This window comes from Echinicola soli (assembly GCF_006575665.1).
GTDB classification, from domain to species: Bacteria; Bacteroidota; Bacteroidia; order Cytophagales; family Cyclobacteriaceae; genus Echinicola; species Echinicola soli.
Genome location: NZ_CP041253.1, coordinates 5422661 through 5439241, shown reverse-complemented (window position 1 = coordinate 5439241; position 16581 = coordinate 5422661). Strand labels below are relative to the sequence as shown.

12 protein-coding genes are annotated in these 16581 nt (G+C 42.5%); 3 read left to right on the top strand and 9 right to left on the bottom strand.

Annotated elements, in window-relative coordinates:
* The first annotated feature begins 96 nt into the window (after positions 1–96).
* Positions 97–420 (top strand): hypothetical protein, encoded by a 324-nt coding sequence (locus FKX85_RS20900; protein WP_141616569.1) that lies wholly within the window; start codon positions 97–99, stop codon positions 418–420.
* A 38-nt stretch (positions 421–458) separates the two neighbouring features.
* Here FKX85_RS20900 and FKX85_RS20895 read toward each other — a convergent pair whose 3' ends face one another.
* From FKX85_RS20895 to FKX85_RS20855, 9 genes are all read right to left on the bottom strand, one after another.
* Positions 459–1286 (bottom strand): mechanosensitive ion channel family protein, encoded by an 828-nt coding sequence (locus FKX85_RS20895; RefSeq protein WP_141616568.1) that lies wholly within the window; start codon positions 1284–1286, stop codon positions 459–461.
* A gap of 10 nt (positions 1287–1296) precedes the next feature.
* Positions 1297–1479, bottom strand: a complete 183-nt coding sequence (locus FKX85_RS20890; RefSeq protein WP_141616567.1) for a hypothetical protein — start codon at positions 1477–1479, stop codon at positions 1297–1299.
* Entirely contained in the window at positions 1476–2069 is a 594-nt protein-coding gene (locus FKX85_RS20885) for an RNA polymerase sigma factor (RefSeq protein ID WP_141616566.1), read from the bottom strand. Before FKX85_RS20885 ends, FKX85_RS20890 begins: the two co-directional genes overlap by 4 nt.
* Before the next feature lie 448 nt (positions 2070–2517).
* Entirely contained in the window at positions 2518–2787 is a 270-nt protein-coding gene (locus tag FKX85_RS20880; RefSeq protein ID WP_229239717.1) for a helix-turn-helix transcriptional regulator, read from the bottom strand.
* Positions 2788–4098: 1311 nt separating this feature from the next.
* On the bottom strand, positions 4099–8022 hold the full coding sequence (locus FKX85_RS20875) for a PAS domain-containing hybrid sensor histidine kinase/response regulator (RefSeq protein ID WP_141616564.1): 3924 nt from the start codon (positions 8020–8022) through the stop codon (positions 4099–4101).
* Positions 8023–8386: 364 nt separating this feature from the next.
* Positions 8387–9400, bottom strand: coding sequence for a peroxiredoxin family protein (locus FKX85_RS21955; RefSeq protein WP_168196317.1), 1014 nt, complete (start codon positions 9398–9400; stop codon positions 8387–8389).
* A gap of 248 nt (positions 9401–9648) precedes the next feature.
* Positions 9649–10860: a PepSY-associated TM helix domain-containing protein gene (locus tag FKX85_RS20865; RefSeq protein WP_141616562.1), complete on the bottom strand. Its 1212-nt coding sequence runs from the start codon at positions 10858–10860 to the stop codon at positions 9649–9651.
* An 86-nt stretch (positions 10861–10946) separates the two neighbouring features.
* Positions 10947–12179: a DUF4374 domain-containing protein gene (locus tag FKX85_RS20860; protein WP_141616561.1), complete on the bottom strand. Its 1233-nt coding sequence runs from the start codon at positions 12177–12179 to the stop codon at positions 10947–10949.
* Positions 12180–12191: 12 nt separating this feature from the next.
* A complete protein-coding gene (locus tag FKX85_RS20855) occupies positions 12192–14564 on the bottom strand; it encodes a TonB-dependent receptor (RefSeq protein ID WP_141616560.1) in 2373 nt (790 codons plus the stop codon).
* A gap of 342 nt (positions 14565–14906) precedes the next feature.
* On the opposite strand from FKX85_RS20855, the gene FKX85_RS20850 reads away from it, so the two are divergent.
* Together FKX85_RS20850 and FKX85_RS20845 are read left to right on the top strand one after the other, a co-directional pair.
* Positions 14907–15467, top strand: coding sequence for an RNA polymerase sigma factor (locus tag FKX85_RS20850; protein ID WP_141616559.1), 561 nt, complete (start codon positions 14907–14909; stop codon positions 15465–15467).
* 93 nt (positions 15468–15560) lie between these two features.
* Positions 15561–16535: a FecR family protein gene (locus tag FKX85_RS20845; protein ID WP_141616558.1), complete on the top strand. Its 975-nt coding sequence runs from the start codon at positions 15561–15563 to the stop codon at positions 16533–16535.
* Positions 16536–16581: the final 46 nt, after the last annotated feature.

The following is a 16581-nucleotide window of genomic DNA, read 5'->3' as shown; positions in this document are numbered from 1 at the left end:
CATATGCGTAGGGCTAATTTTGATTGTTGTCCGGTAATTATTTTCCTTTAACTACTAAACGGATCAAAACTGGATTTCAATCTAAAATTAATGATTATGTACAGATCAGGTAAACCTTGTAATTACTTTATCATCGAAAATGATCCAGAAGTAAGGGCGAAGATTCAAAAGAGTTTAAGCCAGGCCAGGTTTACCTGTTTGGGTAACACTGGTACTTCTACGCAAGTGGGGAAAAGGCTTAATGATTGTTCTCCATCTCCTGATATTATCATGGTGGGATTGTATAAAGAAACTACCCATATAGTAAACTATGTGGGTTCAAAATTCCCAAAGGCCAGTATAATTCTGATTGTGAAAACGGGAGAGAGCTTTGAAGATGAACTTCTTTCCAAGCAAAAAGTAAATTATATTTCGATATAGAAAAGGGAGCTTCCTTGAAACTCCCTTTAATTTTTTTCTTATTTATCGTCCAATATTTTTACTTTGGTATCCACCAAGTCTTTGATAGGGACGATCATCCTTCCACTATCGGTTTTAAGTGTGATGGATATGTTGTCAATAGCGAGGATTTCACCTTCGATATCGTCAAATTTAATGAACTGACCTATCTGGTAATTCTTTTTGGAATAGAAACTGTACAAAATTCTCTGTACCACATCCCTGGATCCAAGACCGATTGCGATGGCAAAGCAGGCCAGAAATGCGCCCAATACCAGAGAAAGGTTATCGGTGATTACTTGGGTGTTGATCCCCGCTTGACTCAGTGCCGTAATGCCGACGATGATCACGATAATATAGCTGACAATATTGGATATTAAGGAAGCTCCGGACCATCCAAAGGATCTAAGGAGTTCTCTAATAAACTTTTTGACCACAATGGACAAGTACACGCCCAAGGTGAAAAGTACCATGGCTACGAACACTTGAGGGATATATCCCAAAAACTTACTGATTTCATCAGAAACGGCGTGGAGCTGTAGGAAGTCAGCACTGAAAATGATGATCAGTAGGATAAAAAAGAACTTGGCAAAAGCCAATATGATAGCGGAAGGTTTGACCTTGATGTGGTTAAAAAGTTCGCTCTCACTTAAATTGTGGGCCAGATCATCGATCTTTGATAGCTTAAGTAATTTTTTAATTAGGAAAAGAAGTCCACGCATAATCAGCCAAGCTGCTATCAGCAGTACAATGAATACCAATAGTCTCGGCAGTAGTTCACTGATTTGTTTAAGTGTGTTGTCTACCAAATATAAACTCCAATCAGTATTGTTAAAAACATCTTTCATAGTAGTAAATTTAAACCTCTGGATTTTCATTTTCATCATCAAATAAAGTTCCCAATACATTAGGGCCCTTTACCATGAAAAGGTCAGCCATATCAATCGATAATCTTATCAGATTGATGTCGTCAATCACCTTTTGGCGGATATATTCCGGTAATTTTTCGTCGCTGATTATTTCTTGAAAAGGATTATTCATTGGTCAATATTTTTGTAAATATCCAATAATCGCTGTTTGGCACGGTTAATTCTCATTTTTACCGCTGATTCCCCCACTCCAATGGAATGTTGGATTTCTTTCAGGGACATTCCATCCATGTATTTCATTAACAAGATCATTTTGTCATTGGGATCCAGGGTCTTTAGTGAGGTTTTTAAGCGTTCGGCCTGCATTTTAAAGATTTCACTGTCATCTATTTCATCATAGGGATGATTTTGTAGGTTGTCCAAACTCTGGAATGTCTCCTTATTTTTCTGGTATTTACGCTGGATATAGTTTACACAGAAATTATAGGTGAAGGAATATAGCCAACTGGAGAATTTGGCATCTCCCTTGAATTTTTTAAGCTGGAAGAACAGCTTGATAAATATATCGTGCGTCACATCCTGGGCTTCGTCTTTGCTCTTTACGAAACTCATGCATTTATTGTAAACAATGTTTGAATACCTGTCGTACAGGATTCCAAATAGTTTAGAATCATTGTTTTTTACAATTTGCTCTATCAGTTGGTTATCTTCCAAACTTGAGTAGTTTAATTCCTTATCCACCTTGTTTTTTGAGATAGTCATATAAACTTCCCTAAGAGATTCTAAAACAATGTCCTGCTATACGTGAAACTTGAAACCAATGATCGATTTGCGCGATGTATTTGGGGGCTGGTCAGTAACATAGTATTACATATAAACTTAGTTATTTTTATGGATTGAAATACAAAATAATCTAATGATTTACCTATCATTAGATTATTTCTGGTGTTTTTAAGTGTTTTGGTAGTAAGCAATGTGATTATGGATATTTTTTATAAAATAGAGATCAACGAGTAAATTGTATAATATTTATTTAGTATGGAATTTTTTAAATTTTTGCTGTTGATATCAGCTAGAAAAGGTATGTTGAGATAAAGGAGTTTTGGACGCCATGTTCGAAAAAATGACGGAAATCCACTAGTGGATTTCCGTCATCAGTAGAGTTATAGATTATTTTTTTATAAACCTTCTTACATAAGATGTTTAACCATTAAGAAAATGTAACCATGAAGAGGTTAAGGTCCTCATCATTGGGAACATCAAGGCGTTTTCTGATCCGGTATTTCCTTGACTGTACTGCACGGACAGTACTTTTGGTAACACTAGCGATTTCCTTGGTGGTAAAGCCCATTTTTAAAAGCACACAGAATTTTATGTCCATGGCATTTAGCTTGGAGCTGGCACTTTTGATTTTTGAAATAAAATCGGGGAAAATCTCATTGAATTCGGATAGGAAATGAAGATCCCCTTTTTCAATCAATGATTTTAAATTTTGCGTAGGACTAGTATTGTAAAACTGTTCTTGTGAATTTGTGAAATTGTGAGTAACAAGGTTGTTCATGACAAATTAATTTAAATGGTTATTTCTTTCTTTTCTGCCTTTATTATTAGGACACATGTTCTATAAAAAAGTCACACTTAATTATGGGATTATAATGAGCAAAAACAGCTGATTTAGGCTGTTTTTGTAAGTAATCTATGAATTAAACACTTGTTTAAGTAGAAGTGAGAGGGCGAAAAATGTTTGTTTAAGGTTTTTATAACTTACTGTAAGGTAGGTTGTTGTGAATGTTTTAAGGTCTTTGGTAAAAAGTGATGGAAATGAAAGTTCGGTTCAAACAAACGTTTGATTTTTTTACAAAAAATAATTTGAAATATTTACAATTTAATTTATAAAAGATTGATATTTTATGTGATTGGTTTTATTTGAGTGTTTTTCGGGTGTATGAAATGATAAGTAGAATAATTAGTACGCCCTTTGTATTCAGCATCCAGGGAGACCCAATTTCTTGAAATCAGATGGAGGTCACCTTAGGGATTTGGTATGCTAATGATTTATTTCTCCTTATTATGAATGTTGGTCCCTCGAAGGTTGGATGGGCCCAGGTAGTGCTGGAATTGGGTCAAGGGGAAAGTTGGGGGATTAGGGGCGGTTCCGATAGCACGCAGATGGCGCAGATTAATAAGATTTGCGCTGATTTTTTTATGCTGGAGCTAGCATTCCTATTGCTATATCAAAGAGAAATATGATTACTGTGACCACCTAGAAATCTCTCATCCCCCAGAAATATTGCCAGATCCCAGGGATTGATATCGATTTGTATCCTAACGTCCTTCATCATGTAAGAGATTCCTGGAAGCAATTTCAGATGTTTGCTGTAGTGCCTTGCTGCGCAATATCTACAAAAGACCAATAATAAAAATCAATTGTTAAACTAACCTCTGATTGATTAACAAACACGTAAAAGGAGTGAGATGAAAAGTTGACTTATCACCCTGATCAATTAATCGGAACCGCTTTAAAAGCACACTATAGCCGAAGGGAAATCCCTTTTAAAAAAATGTTGTATAAATCACAATTTCTAATTCGTTGTCATCCCGACTTGAGGAGGGATCTCAATTTTGAATAAGGGATTGCTTCCCGATGTATCGGGATCGGAATAGCCTGCCCCGGTGGATATCGGGGACAAAGTCACTGTTAGGATGGCGTAGCTAGTGGAATACGCAGTCGCTCATCTAAAAGCGATTTCCCTGACTATAGCCGGGACATTGATCCTGGTTATAGCTTTTTTTACGTAATAATGTGTTTTTCAATTTCCCGCAATACTTCATTTATTTCCTGTAAGATCACCTGGACTTCCCGCCTTAGGTCAGGATCTGTATAATCATAATTTTCTCTTGTTTCCATCCTGGAGGAAAGTAGGGAAAGGTTGGTCAGGTACATGGCACTGGCCGTACTATAGACCTTATGGGCAGCAGCAGAAAGTCCATCACCTTTTGAGAGAAGTATTTCCTCGAGCTGTATTTTTGATTTTTCCAATTCCGCTTTACCTGATTTGAGAATCACTTGAAACATTTCACTGTTTAGATCTGGAAAGCCGAGTACTGACTGGAATTTTTCCAGATCAAATTTCTGCTGGGAAACACTATGGACGGGGGATCTATTGCTGGTTAAACTGTCATTTTCCTTATTGATCTCCCACTTTTTAAGAAGATTGATGATATCATCCTCTACAAAAGGCTTGGCGATAAAGTCATTCATGCCTGCTTGCAAGCACTTTTCCCTTTCACCTTTGATGTTCCCGGCCGTCAGGGCAATGATCAGTATATTGTGTTTGTTGTACTTACTTCGGATTTCTCGAGTGGCTTCATATCCATTCATCTCGGGCATTTGTACATCCATGAATATTATATCCGGGGTTTCTGTTTTGATCACTTCTAGGGCTTCCAGTCCATTGGCCGCTTCTATGATCTTGGTAGTGGGTGAAAGGTTGTTGATGACCGTCTTTGCCAATAGCATATTGATACTATTATCTTCTACGACAAGCACACTGGTGCCTTCCGGAAAGTAGTGTTGGCTTTTACTGGCTTTTGTGTTCTTTTGGTGGTCCTGCTTCCTGTTAATGGTAAGCAGGGCATTGTACATTTCCTGCAATTTTATGGGCTTCACGAGTTTTTTTCTCACGCCAAGTTCTTTACAGGCTTTTAGGATTCGGTCATCATCCGCAGAACTGTGCAGGAAGATAATGGGTTGGTGTTCGATAATCTCCCTGATTTTGCGGATGGTTTCGATGCCATTCATATAGGGCATGTGATAGTCCATTAAGACCACGTCAAATGTGTCTTCTTCCACCAGCTTCTGGATGGCTTCAAATCCACTTTTGGCAAGGACGGTTTCGATGCCACGGAGCGACATCATGCGCTCTAGGATCATTCTGTTGTTGTCATTGTCATCGACAATCAAGACCCGTTGGATATTGATGTCTTCTTCAGTAGAAACGGCTTCCCCTTGTTCGGATGTTACCGTTAGATCAAAGAAAAACGTACTTCCTTTACCTACTTTACTTTCAAGTTTCAGGCCGCTGTCCATCAGCTGGAGCAGCCTGTTAGAAATGGTTAGTCCCAGTCCCGTGCCGCCATATTTTTTGGTGGTGCTGACATCTTCTTGGGAAAATGCATCAAATATTTTACTTTGTTTTTCCTCTTTGATACCTATTCCCGTATCTCTTACAGAAAACCGTATGGTGATCTCATTTGCCTCATTCAATGGCGAAATAGGCAACAGCTGGAGCTCTATTTCTCCTGATTCAGTGAATTTGGAAGCATTTCCAAGTAAGTTCACCAAGATCTGTTTCAGCCGTACACTGTCCACCCAAATGTATCTAGGAATGTCAGGGTGGATATTCAGTAGCATTTCAAGGCCTTTTTTATGTACCTCATAGGTGATGATGTCACTGGCCTGGTCAGTGAGTTCATAGAGATCGCATTTGTCGATGTCCAGTTCCAGCTTACCCGCTTCTATTTTGGAGAAGTCCAGAATGTCATTGATGATATTGAGCAGCGCATTGCCGGATTGATTGACGATGGAAAGGTATTGCGCCTGTGTTTCAGAGAGGTCCGTTTTCAATACCAGGTCCGTAAAACCAATTACACCGTTCAGCGGTGTTCGGATTTCATGGCTCATGTTGGCAAGAAATTCGGATTTGGCCTTGCTGGCCTGCTCGGCCAGTACTTTTGCTTTTTTTAGTTCGTCCCGTTGCAGACAGGCTTCAGTGATGTCCTGGGTAAGCATCATGATCCCTCCGATGCTGCCGTCATACTGGTGCCATGGGCGGACTTCCCACCGCAGAAATTGGTCATGTTCCCAACCATCCGGACGACCACGGTCTTCTTCATTGCTGATTACCTCGCCCTGTAGGCAGCGCTGGTGGATGTCCTTCCATACTTCTGATATATTCCCGAATACTTCGTAGTGGGATTTTCCTTTGATCTCCTGACCTTGAAGCTGATAATCTTCAATCCACCTATTACTGTAGGCGATGTACCGAATGTTTCTGTCAAACATGGCAACGGCGGCAGGGGCATGGGTCACAAAGGCATTGAGACGGGCTTTTTCTACGATGAGGGCCTTCTCCGCTTCTTTTCGCTCAGTGATGTCTGTGGCCATGCCAAGGTATCCTGTGATTTTCCCTTCTTCATTTCGCATGGCCGTTACCGCCAGGGAAACAAAAAGCTTGGTGCCGTCTTTGCGAATATAGGTCCATTCTCTTTCCTCAGCACCTTCGAGCTCCGAGAGGAAGGTAAACGCCTTGAACCCGCTGATTTTTTGATGGTATTTTTCACTCAGTTCCTGTCCTCTTTCCTTTACCTCTTCGGGATCATGGATGGTGGCAGGGCTCTGTTTCCCGATCATTTCCTCTGCTGAGTACCCCAGCATTTTTTCAGCTCCTTTGTTAAATAGACTAATGGTACCTTCTGTATCAGTGGCAATCATGCTGATCTCAGAAGAGGCATTTTGGACATCCTCGAGTAGTTTTTTGGATCTGATAATTTCCAACTCTGCCTCCTTATGGGCCGTGATGTCCTGAAATGTGCCAAAGATCCGAGCGCATTCCCCATCGACAAAATCCGGCTTACCAATGACCCGCGTCCATACTTCCTTACCTCCAGCGGTGACCAGGATAAGTTCCAGGTCATAAGGCTCTTTTTTGTTGATGGCATTCTCGAACGCTTCTTGGATGGCATTACGGTGCTTCCCCTCTTTGTAAAACCCGATGGCTTTCTCGGTAGTGGGAATGAAGTCGTCAGAGACTCCATGAATTTCACGGGTGACCTTTGACCAGAATATGGTATTATGCTTAAGGTCCGCTTCCCAGCCACCGACACGGGCAACGCTATTGGTCTGTTCAAGCATTTCCTTCAGCCTATTATATTCACGTTCTAGTTGGTGACGTTCGGTGATGTCCAGTGCATTGCCCAGTACATATGGATTCCCAGCCTGGTCTTTCAGAAGGATATTACTGTAAAGCCAGATTCTTACAGATCCATTCACATGCTGGATCCGCATGCTCCCCTGGCTCTTTCCATAATGCTTGACGTATTGGAGGTATTGCTCTAGCGAATCGTGCTGTTGGGTAGGGATGACATCGTAGAGTGATTTTCCGATCATCTCGTTTTTATGATAGCCGAGACTATGGGCACTTGCCTTATTGGCCATTAGGAAATTGCCCTGGAGGTCATGGGCACACATGAGGCCCATGGAGTTTTCGAAGAAATCTTTAAATTGGGTTTCAGCATAATGTGTGCCTTCCAATGACGGCTCAGAAAAGTACTTTTCTGCAAATGTCTCACCGAGAATGCCAATTTCTTCCAATGTAGCAGCATCAGGGGCGTCCCCCATGCAGTCAAGCAGAAAAACAGCCCCTTTCGTCCCTTTTTGGTCAATATAAAATGGAGAGATGATGCCCTCCTGGGAATGGATCTTTCCCTTATTGATAGATAGGGGGACTACACATGTTTTTTCGGACTGCTGGATAAGGCCAATGATATGCTTTTCATGCAGGCCAATTGTATCTTCATCCAGGTTGGCCACAGCCAGTAGGTTTAGGCTGTTTTCCTTAATGATTCCAATAAAACCACAGCTACTTTTTGCGAGCTTTAATTGGAGTTGCAGTAATTTGGCATTGTGCTGGATGATATGTTTATGGGTTTTCACTGTGGAATCAACGTTGGTTTTTTACAGGTATTAAATATCTGTTTTGGGTAAAATAGTATTTTTATAAGTGTTAAATAACTATAAAAAATTTATTTAACAAATATCCTTCAATGTGGTGTGCATGATAAGGTTTATTGTATGTTTGAAGTGCGTTTTTACGCCGTAATTTCACCATGCTATAAATGGCCAATGCTATTTCTAGAGGAAAGGGTAAATTGATTACGGAGCCGATTGGATGTTTGTTTGAGGCATAAAAATGTAGGTATAGGCAGTTTTCGATGGTCTGTTTTTTCATCTGTGATACCCGTATTCATATAGGGTAAAAATAGTTCTTTGTGGATTATTGAAATATATACAATTCGATTTAGTGAGAAAATTCTAATATGGTTTCTTTGTCAAAGCCGGCAAATGCTTTTTCGATGATGCCTTTTTCATCGATGAGAAAGAAGGAAGGATAGCCACTTACGCCGTATGCCTTTCCTACAGCCTTTGCTTCTGGGACGACCGGAAAATCGATGTTTTTGATGGCCGCGTATTTTTTCATGTCTTCTTTTGTGTCCACTGGGTTGAGATAGATTGGCTTGATGTTGGATTTGAAGGTGAATCCCGGTTTGTTGAAATTGTCCAGTGCTATGCCGCACCAGCCGCAATTGATCATGGAAAAATCAAGGAGGACTTTTTGACCTTTCATGTCCGATAATTTGATGGTTTGCCCATCAAGGGTGGGCAGTTCAAAGTCTGGAGCCACATCCCCAGCCTTTAGCATGATGCGTTTTTCAGTTTTTTTGTCCTGACTAGATTTGGAAACATAGTTGCTCGGAGGAAGGTAAGCGAGTGCTTCATTTGGGGCCTGAAAATCATAGCCAGAAAAATAGGCATGGATAACTTGTGACCTGCTGCCATTATGGTACAATCTATTGGAGAAAAAACCGGGGGTTTTGGTGGCCGGATTGATGAAAAGATGCCGCTCCAGATAAATTTCTTTTTCACCAATGGTAGTGTCCATTTGGACAAGGTAAAAGTCATGAAAAATGGTTCCTTTAACAATAGTGTCTTTTGCGTATGACCATTCCTTCTGCTGCAATAGCAAAACAGGGTTAAAAGCCAATGCCATCGTTTTACAAATCCGGTCTTTATTATCTTCTAATTGGTTGGGAAGAAAGTTTTCAACAGTGCTGTCGCTATGGTTTATGATTTTAAGATCATTGTTGATATAAACTACGTCAGAATTTGCCCCTTGTGTGATGTAATTAAAATCAAAATAGTCATTCTGATGCCGCACTAGCTGGATATCATACTGGAACGTGTCCATTTCGTTTAGCGCATTTTCCCAGTGGTAGGTGGATCTATGCTGAATTCCTTCACGGTTGGCCATCATTGTCCTGGCTTGATCGAGCACCTGCTGAGGGGTCCTCTTTTCCCTGCAGGATAGTATGAAAACAACAATAGCAAGGGGTATAAAAAATCTTGACAGCATAGTAGTATTAAATTGGTTGTAGGTTTATACCAATTTAATAAATAATAAACTTATTATATAGTTGTTATTAAAGTCATAGTTGAAAAAGTAGTGTTTCGCTTGCTTGTGGAGCTGGGGGCAAAATCATTTTTTAATCGATCATATGACCATTACGCTGGAACGGGGATTCTTCTTTTCTGCAGCGCTTTTTGTTTGGGCTTTGCCTTGCTTTTCCGCTTTTTCTTTCCCCACCAGATGATAAAACCGGTGATGGGCAGACTGGCAGAGATGATGCACACCAAGAATGCAATGATCTTGGTCCAAATGCCGCCAATCAGACCAAGGTGGAGGTCATAGTTAAGCTTCATCAATTGGTCTCCACCGTTAGCCTCTGAAAATTCCGGATCCTTCTTCAACAGCTCCAAGCTACCCTGTTCAAAGTAGTAGCTACGCCTTTCAAAGGTGTTGATGAGGCTAGGGTTTACCTGTAAGTTCCATACCCCGGATTTCCCCCGTGGATAGAAAATGCTGAAGCGGTTTTGCGCAGGATCCAGTCCGCTTTCAAGTAGATTGGTTACCAGGACATCTTCATCTACTTGCCCTTTTGGTGTGGCAAGTGTGGTGTCCGAATGCATGCGTTCAAATACCTCTGTTTCACCACCAGAAGCTATCCAAAACGAGGTGTTCCTGAACCACTCCATGCCATAGATCATTCCCGTAAGGGCCAGGACCAATGCAATCAATAGTGAATAGAAACCTACTACATTATGAAGGTCATAGTTGAACCGCTTTGGTGTGGCGGGCCATTTTACCTTAAAACTGGCATTTTTGGTCGCGCGTGTCCATTTTTTTGGCCACCAAAGCACCAGGCCAGTGATCAGGGTGATGACAAAAATCAATGTGCTGTAGGCCACAACAGGCTTGCCTATTGGTCTGGGAAGCCAGAGCTGGTAATGTCCCATCAGCATAAACCTGAAAAAATCATCATTTAGCTTTCTATTGTGCAGCACTTCCCCGGTATAGGGATTGACCAGTGCCTGCTGGTAGTTTGATCGGTCCTTATAGTAGGGGATCATGGCGCTGCGGCCTTCACCTCTGTACATTACACCATATACTGATGACCATCCAAATTTTTCCTTTACCACAGCAGCCAGCTGGGAGGGAGGTAAAAGCTTTTGCCCTGCTGTTTTGGTGACTTTTTCATGAGGGGCTTCCAGCACTAGGCGGATTTCCTCTTCAAATGTCAACAGGGCAGCGGTCAAACTGATGATGACCACCACGATACCGGATACCAAACCTAACCAAAGATGCAGCCACGCAGATACTCGATAAAACAACGAGCGGTTTTTCTTTGTTTTTTTGTTAGAGTTCGTTGGTTTCATAAGGTACCAGGCTAAAGGAGTGATGAGTGCGGGAAAAAACTGCCAGAAAGGAGCGGTTTCCCTTTCTGGCAGCATGAAAATGTTATTTATTCAGCAACATCCAATTTGCTGATAGCAGTGATGGTGCCGCCTTCTACTTTAAGGCCTTGGGTAGCCGTGGCCGTTTCAGCGTCTACTTCATATACCCAGCTTCCTTCCGCTGTAGTGAAGCCGATGTAAGCGGTGTTGCCGTCCATCAGGGAATAATTGTTAGTGGTAACTCTTAGGACACTTTCTGGGGCAGGAGTACCGGTTACCCATTTGAAGGATTCTTCATAGACATTGACGATACCTAGTCTTGAGCCTGTGGCATCGGTACCCTTTTCGTGGTGCATATTTACGGCAAATTTGCCATCGCCCAAGTAGGTTTTATCGGTGACATGGTAGCCATCGGCCACCTCTTCAATATTAAAATAGTAACTTTGGTCAAATTCGGTTTCTCCCGCTTGGATTCTCACGAATGCAGAAGGGAGGGTAGAAGATGCTTCTCCGTTGGTAGTGGCCACCCCAGAGGAGAATGCATAAACATCTCCATTTTCCACTTCGGTAAGGCCTTCTGTAAAGTAGCGTCCGATATAGCTGATCCGGTTGTCCTTAATGACTTTTTCCAATTCCATGGATGGATAGTTATAAACGGCCACCCAGGCACTGTCAGGATTATTGGTGCCAAAATTGTCATCACAACATCCCTTAATGCTCATATAAGGGGCAAAGACCTTATCTCCCACTTGGGTAAGCCAAGTAAAGTGGGCCCTTTCGCCATTATTGGCCACATCTACGATATTGGTCAGGCCATCGTTGGTGATTTGGAGCAAATCGGTGTCCATTTGGTACCATGTAGCATCTTCAGCACCGGATCTAGGGATTTTCATCATCAATAGATCGTTATCAATTTCAGCAAAAGCCTGAACTGTTTCTGCTTGGAAGTCGGACAGTTTTGCCAATTGGCCTTGGCTGTTCAGTTGATATGTGGTTACGGCGCCAGGGTTTCCCTGCCCGTAAAGCAAACTGAAAAACTTGTTGTTGATGGTGATATAATACCGGTAAGTTCCGTCTTGTTCGATCCCGTTCCCAACGGTGCTGATGGTGCCAGAAGTAAGGGATTCTGCCGTCAGAAGGTAATCAGCAACAGCATCTGAAGCTGTAGGTGTGGAAGCAATGACAAATCTCTCCGACACATTCCCCGCTGGACGCTCAGGCCCGCCGTCGTTGGTACATCCCGTTAAGGTAAGGGCTGCGAGCACTGCGGCTCCCAGCCAAGAGTTCAATTTCGTTCTCATGATTTTTGGTAATTAATAAATGAAGTATCTGATTTTTCCGCTGAAATTCCGTCCTGGCTTTTGCAGGCTGAAATTATCATATAGTTTGCTGTCCAATAGGTTCCTGCATTCTGCAGTAAACTGGAAGCGGTTGTTTTTGCCAAAGGTGTAGGTGACATTAACATCATGGCTGATTTGCTTGGGAATATCAAGTTTGTCACTTCCCAAGCTTGGCCAATACAAATAGAAGCTATGGACGTACAGTAGATTATAGCCAATGACCATATCTTTACCTTTTGCCACGACGTCATTGATGGTGTAGGAAGCATTGGCATTGCCGAAAAGGTAGGGCATATTAGGGATGCGATCCCTATATACCACGCTTTCCACCGTTTGTCCTTCGTCAAATTTCGTGTTGTTCCGGAGGTTTTGATAGGTCAGGTTTGCTCCTGCAGTGAAGTTCCGGTTATGAAAATACCTTACATCCATTTCAAAACCAGCATTGGTCACATTGAAGAGATTATCCATTACCTGCATGGATTGGTTGGTGTTCAGTCGGGCACGGATAAAGTCCCTGGCATCACGATAAAGCAGGTTGGCATCGACCTCTAAGCGTTGATCTGGAGTCCATATTTTGTTATAGGAAATGCCCAAGTTATAGTTATGGCTGCTTTCTGGTTTTAGGCTTACGTTACCTTCTAGGTTGACCATGTCCCCGAAAAGCTCTTGGGCCTCCGGAAGCCTATAGGTTTTTTCTGCAGATGCCTTAAGTTGGACATTAGGGTTGACAAAATAAGTGGCAGCCAGTCCATATCCGGTGTAATTGAAGTTTTCCCGTGTATTGATATAGGCCACATCCCCGTAATCCCCGGTAGGATTATAGGCCTTTGCAAAATAATTTGATTGGTAATATTGTTTCCCAAAGACTGAAACGCTAACATCAGAATTGGGCTGATAGCGATAACCTAAGCCAAGGATATTTTTTATGGTCTCCCGAGGCTGCTGGTAACGGTCCTGATCGGGAAACAATGGGTCGCTTCCTTGTCGGCTAAAGGAATTGAAGGTGTTGCTTAGGGAAAGGGTATGCGCTTCGCTAATGCTATAATCTGCGGCGAAAGACCCTACCGCATTGTTGTTTTGGTATTTGTACATGGAATAACTCCGTTCACCGCCTGGGGTGTCGTATTCCCGGTATTGTTGGAACCAATTGTACCTTCGGTGTACCGTGTCAATGTTTTGTTCTGTGCCCAGGTTATAGTTGGCATTCAAGGTTACATTAAGTCCTTTGGTAAAGAGGTCTGTCTTTTGGTATTTGAGCGTGGGCATAATAATGTCGCCTTTGCGGTGCCAGTCCCCAAAGACACTTACCAGTCTTGCTCCTGTCTGGATTTCCTTGTACATTTTGCCCAAGGTAATCCCAAAAAGCAGACGGTCTGCAAAGGGCTTGTTCTGCACACCTATCTGGGTGATGAGGGTTTCATTATGGTATCGGTCATTGAAGCGCCTTACCGTTTGCTGGGGATAATATTGGCCGGTATTGATGTCGGCCACATCTACGGTGACTTTATAGTCATTGTCCGAATAGTTTTGGAAAGCATTCATTTCAACGGTAAATCCTGATGGAGCCACATAGGCGGTGTTAATGGCAGTTCGGTGCGTATTGAAGGACCCATAGGAATATGAAGCATCTAGAAAGCTTTTGACAGATTTTCTGGTGACGATGTTAATGGCACCGCCAAGCGCATCCGCTCCAAGGCTGACCGGAACCACCCCTTTATACACTTCGATCCTTTCGGCCAGATTGATGGGGATATTGTTGAGCTGAAAAGATGAACCGAAATTGTCCATGGGGATTCCGTCAATGAAAATCTTCACTTGTCTTCCCGTAAAACCGTTCAGTGAAAGGTTCATATTGGAACCTACCCCACCGGATTCCCTTACCCGAATGCCGGACACTCTGTCCAAGGCATGTCCAAGATCCAGGTTGGTGTTATACAGTTTTTTGGCATCGATGACATCCACATTAAATGCCTTTTCCTCAATCTCCTGAATGATGGATTTGCCGGTTACGGTTACTTCCGAAAGGTCATGTTGGGATTCGGATAGGGTGATTTTCAAATTGGGGTGATTGGCCCTTAAGGTGAAGGTTTCCCGGTGCGGCTCAAAACCCAGAATTGTAAATACTAAAGTGTATGCCTGATCCGGTTGTCCCGAAAAATCAAACACCCCATTGGCGTTGCTGACGGTACCTTTCTTTGAGGTGGTCTCCCGAATCAAGACCCCTGGCAGTGGTTCTCCGGATGTGTCAGTGACCCTGCCGGTTATTTTTACCTGTTGCTGCGCATGTAGTAGGCAGCAAAAAAAGGCAAGGAACCACCCTGTCAACAATATTTTTTTATATTGCATAGCTTTTTAATTGGAGAATTAAGAAGTAGTGTTTTGGAAGGTCATGCAGTGGCAGCTGCGTGGCTTTCTTTTATTTAGTTATTTAGATTAAGTTTAAATTAATACAAAAGTATTCTAAATCATTAATACCAACTAACCATCCATCAATAAATTTCATAGATATTGTCAATGAAAAAATATATTTTATAACTAGAACTTTATCGGTAATTCAAGGTATTGCAATTAGACGGCTTATGACTTACTGTTTTTATAAGTTTTCCTTTATAATTTAATCAAACCTTAATCCGATTTTTTCGCTTCTAAAAAGACCTTTGCGTTTTTTTGGTCATATTCTATTCCCCTATGGAGTTGTACAGCGATGACCAGTTATTTCAAAAAGTAAGGCAAGGTGATCACCTTGCCTTTGACCGATTGTTTGATAGGTATTGGAAGCGCTTGTTTGAATATGCCTTCAAGATGCTGCAAGATCGGGAGCAAGCTGAAGATGTGGTCCAGGAAGTGTTTGTGCAACTCTGGGAAAATGCTCCCCAAAGGGAAATCCGACACCTTTCCGGTTATTTTTTTAGAGCGGTCAAGTACCAAGTGGCCAATACCATCCGAAACCAAAAATGGAATATTGGATGGGAGGATGTCGAACAAAAGGACCTGTTTGTCGATGAAGGGGACCAACCTGATATCACCGCGATTTACGACCTGCTGGAAAAACGGATCGAGCAGCTTCCCCCAAAATGTAAAGAGGTTTTTTACCTGAACAAAAAGGAAGGATATACGGCCAAAGAAATAGCTGCTGCCCTTAACATTTCACGCAGGACAGTGGAAGCACATTTACAGAAAGCCCTGAAATCCCTTAAGACGGATATGGGACAATTGTATGCCTTTATGTTAATTTTACTTTATCACTAAAACGTTTAAGTTAAGTTTTTATTAAGCCTGTTTTTTCGACTAAGTATTTTTCCGGTCCTAAGGTACTGTCTTGCAAAAGCACCAGAGAAACCAATGAACAAGGAAGCATTCAAGGAGTTGCTGCAGCGCCAAAAGGAGGGGAGGACCAGTGACAAGGAAGACAAGCTGATCGAGGAGGTGTGGAACCTCCTTGGTGAACGTCAACCGGGGTTCCGTTGGGATGAGGGTATGGAAGAACGGGTAAAACGTAGCATTCACCGTAAAATCACGGCCTCCATCCAAGTGCCGGCAAGACAGAAGGCTGTCCTGGTACGGCAATGGCTGAAAATAGCCGCCGTTTTTGTGGTGTTGGTCACGGCAGGGTGGGGCTTCTGGACCTTGTCAGGAGATGCCACTCCCCAGCAAGCGCTTATCGTCAAGTCCACCGATGCCAACCAGCGGGCAAGGATCACCCTCCCTGACGGAAGTGTAGTGCAGCTCAACGTCAATACCACCCTGATCTATCCCGAAAACTTTGATGACGGCCAGCGCTTGGTGAAGTTGGATGGAGAGGCCTTTTTTGAGGTGACACGGGACAGCCTGCGGCCATTTTTGGTCCGCTCCGGTGGTCTGCAGACCAAGGTGTTGGGAACGAGCTTTAACGTAAATGCCTATCGTGGCGAGCGTGAAATGGTGACTGTCAAATCCGGTAAGGTCCAAGTTGCCGTAAAAGGATCCCCGGGACAAGCGGTCCATTTGGTGCCGGACGAAGCGGCATTTTACCAAGAAACTACTGCTTCCCTGAAGAAGGGGCCGTTTGATGCCGACCAGGTGATCGGCTGGAAATCGGGCAGGTTGGATTTTGATATGGTGCCTTTTGAGGAGGTGGTCCAGACACTTGAACGCTATTACCACACTGAAGTGACCTTAAAAAACTACCAGAAAGGAAGCTGTATGATCAAGGCTTCTTATGAAAACAACGGGCTGAACTTTATTTTGAGCGGCCTTCAGCTATTGGTTGATTTTGAATACCAGCGAAACGAAGACAACAGTATAACGATCGAATACCAATCATGTAGAAATTCCTAACCATCCCTGCCTATGTGAAAAATCATCCTGAACACCCGTAGAAAAA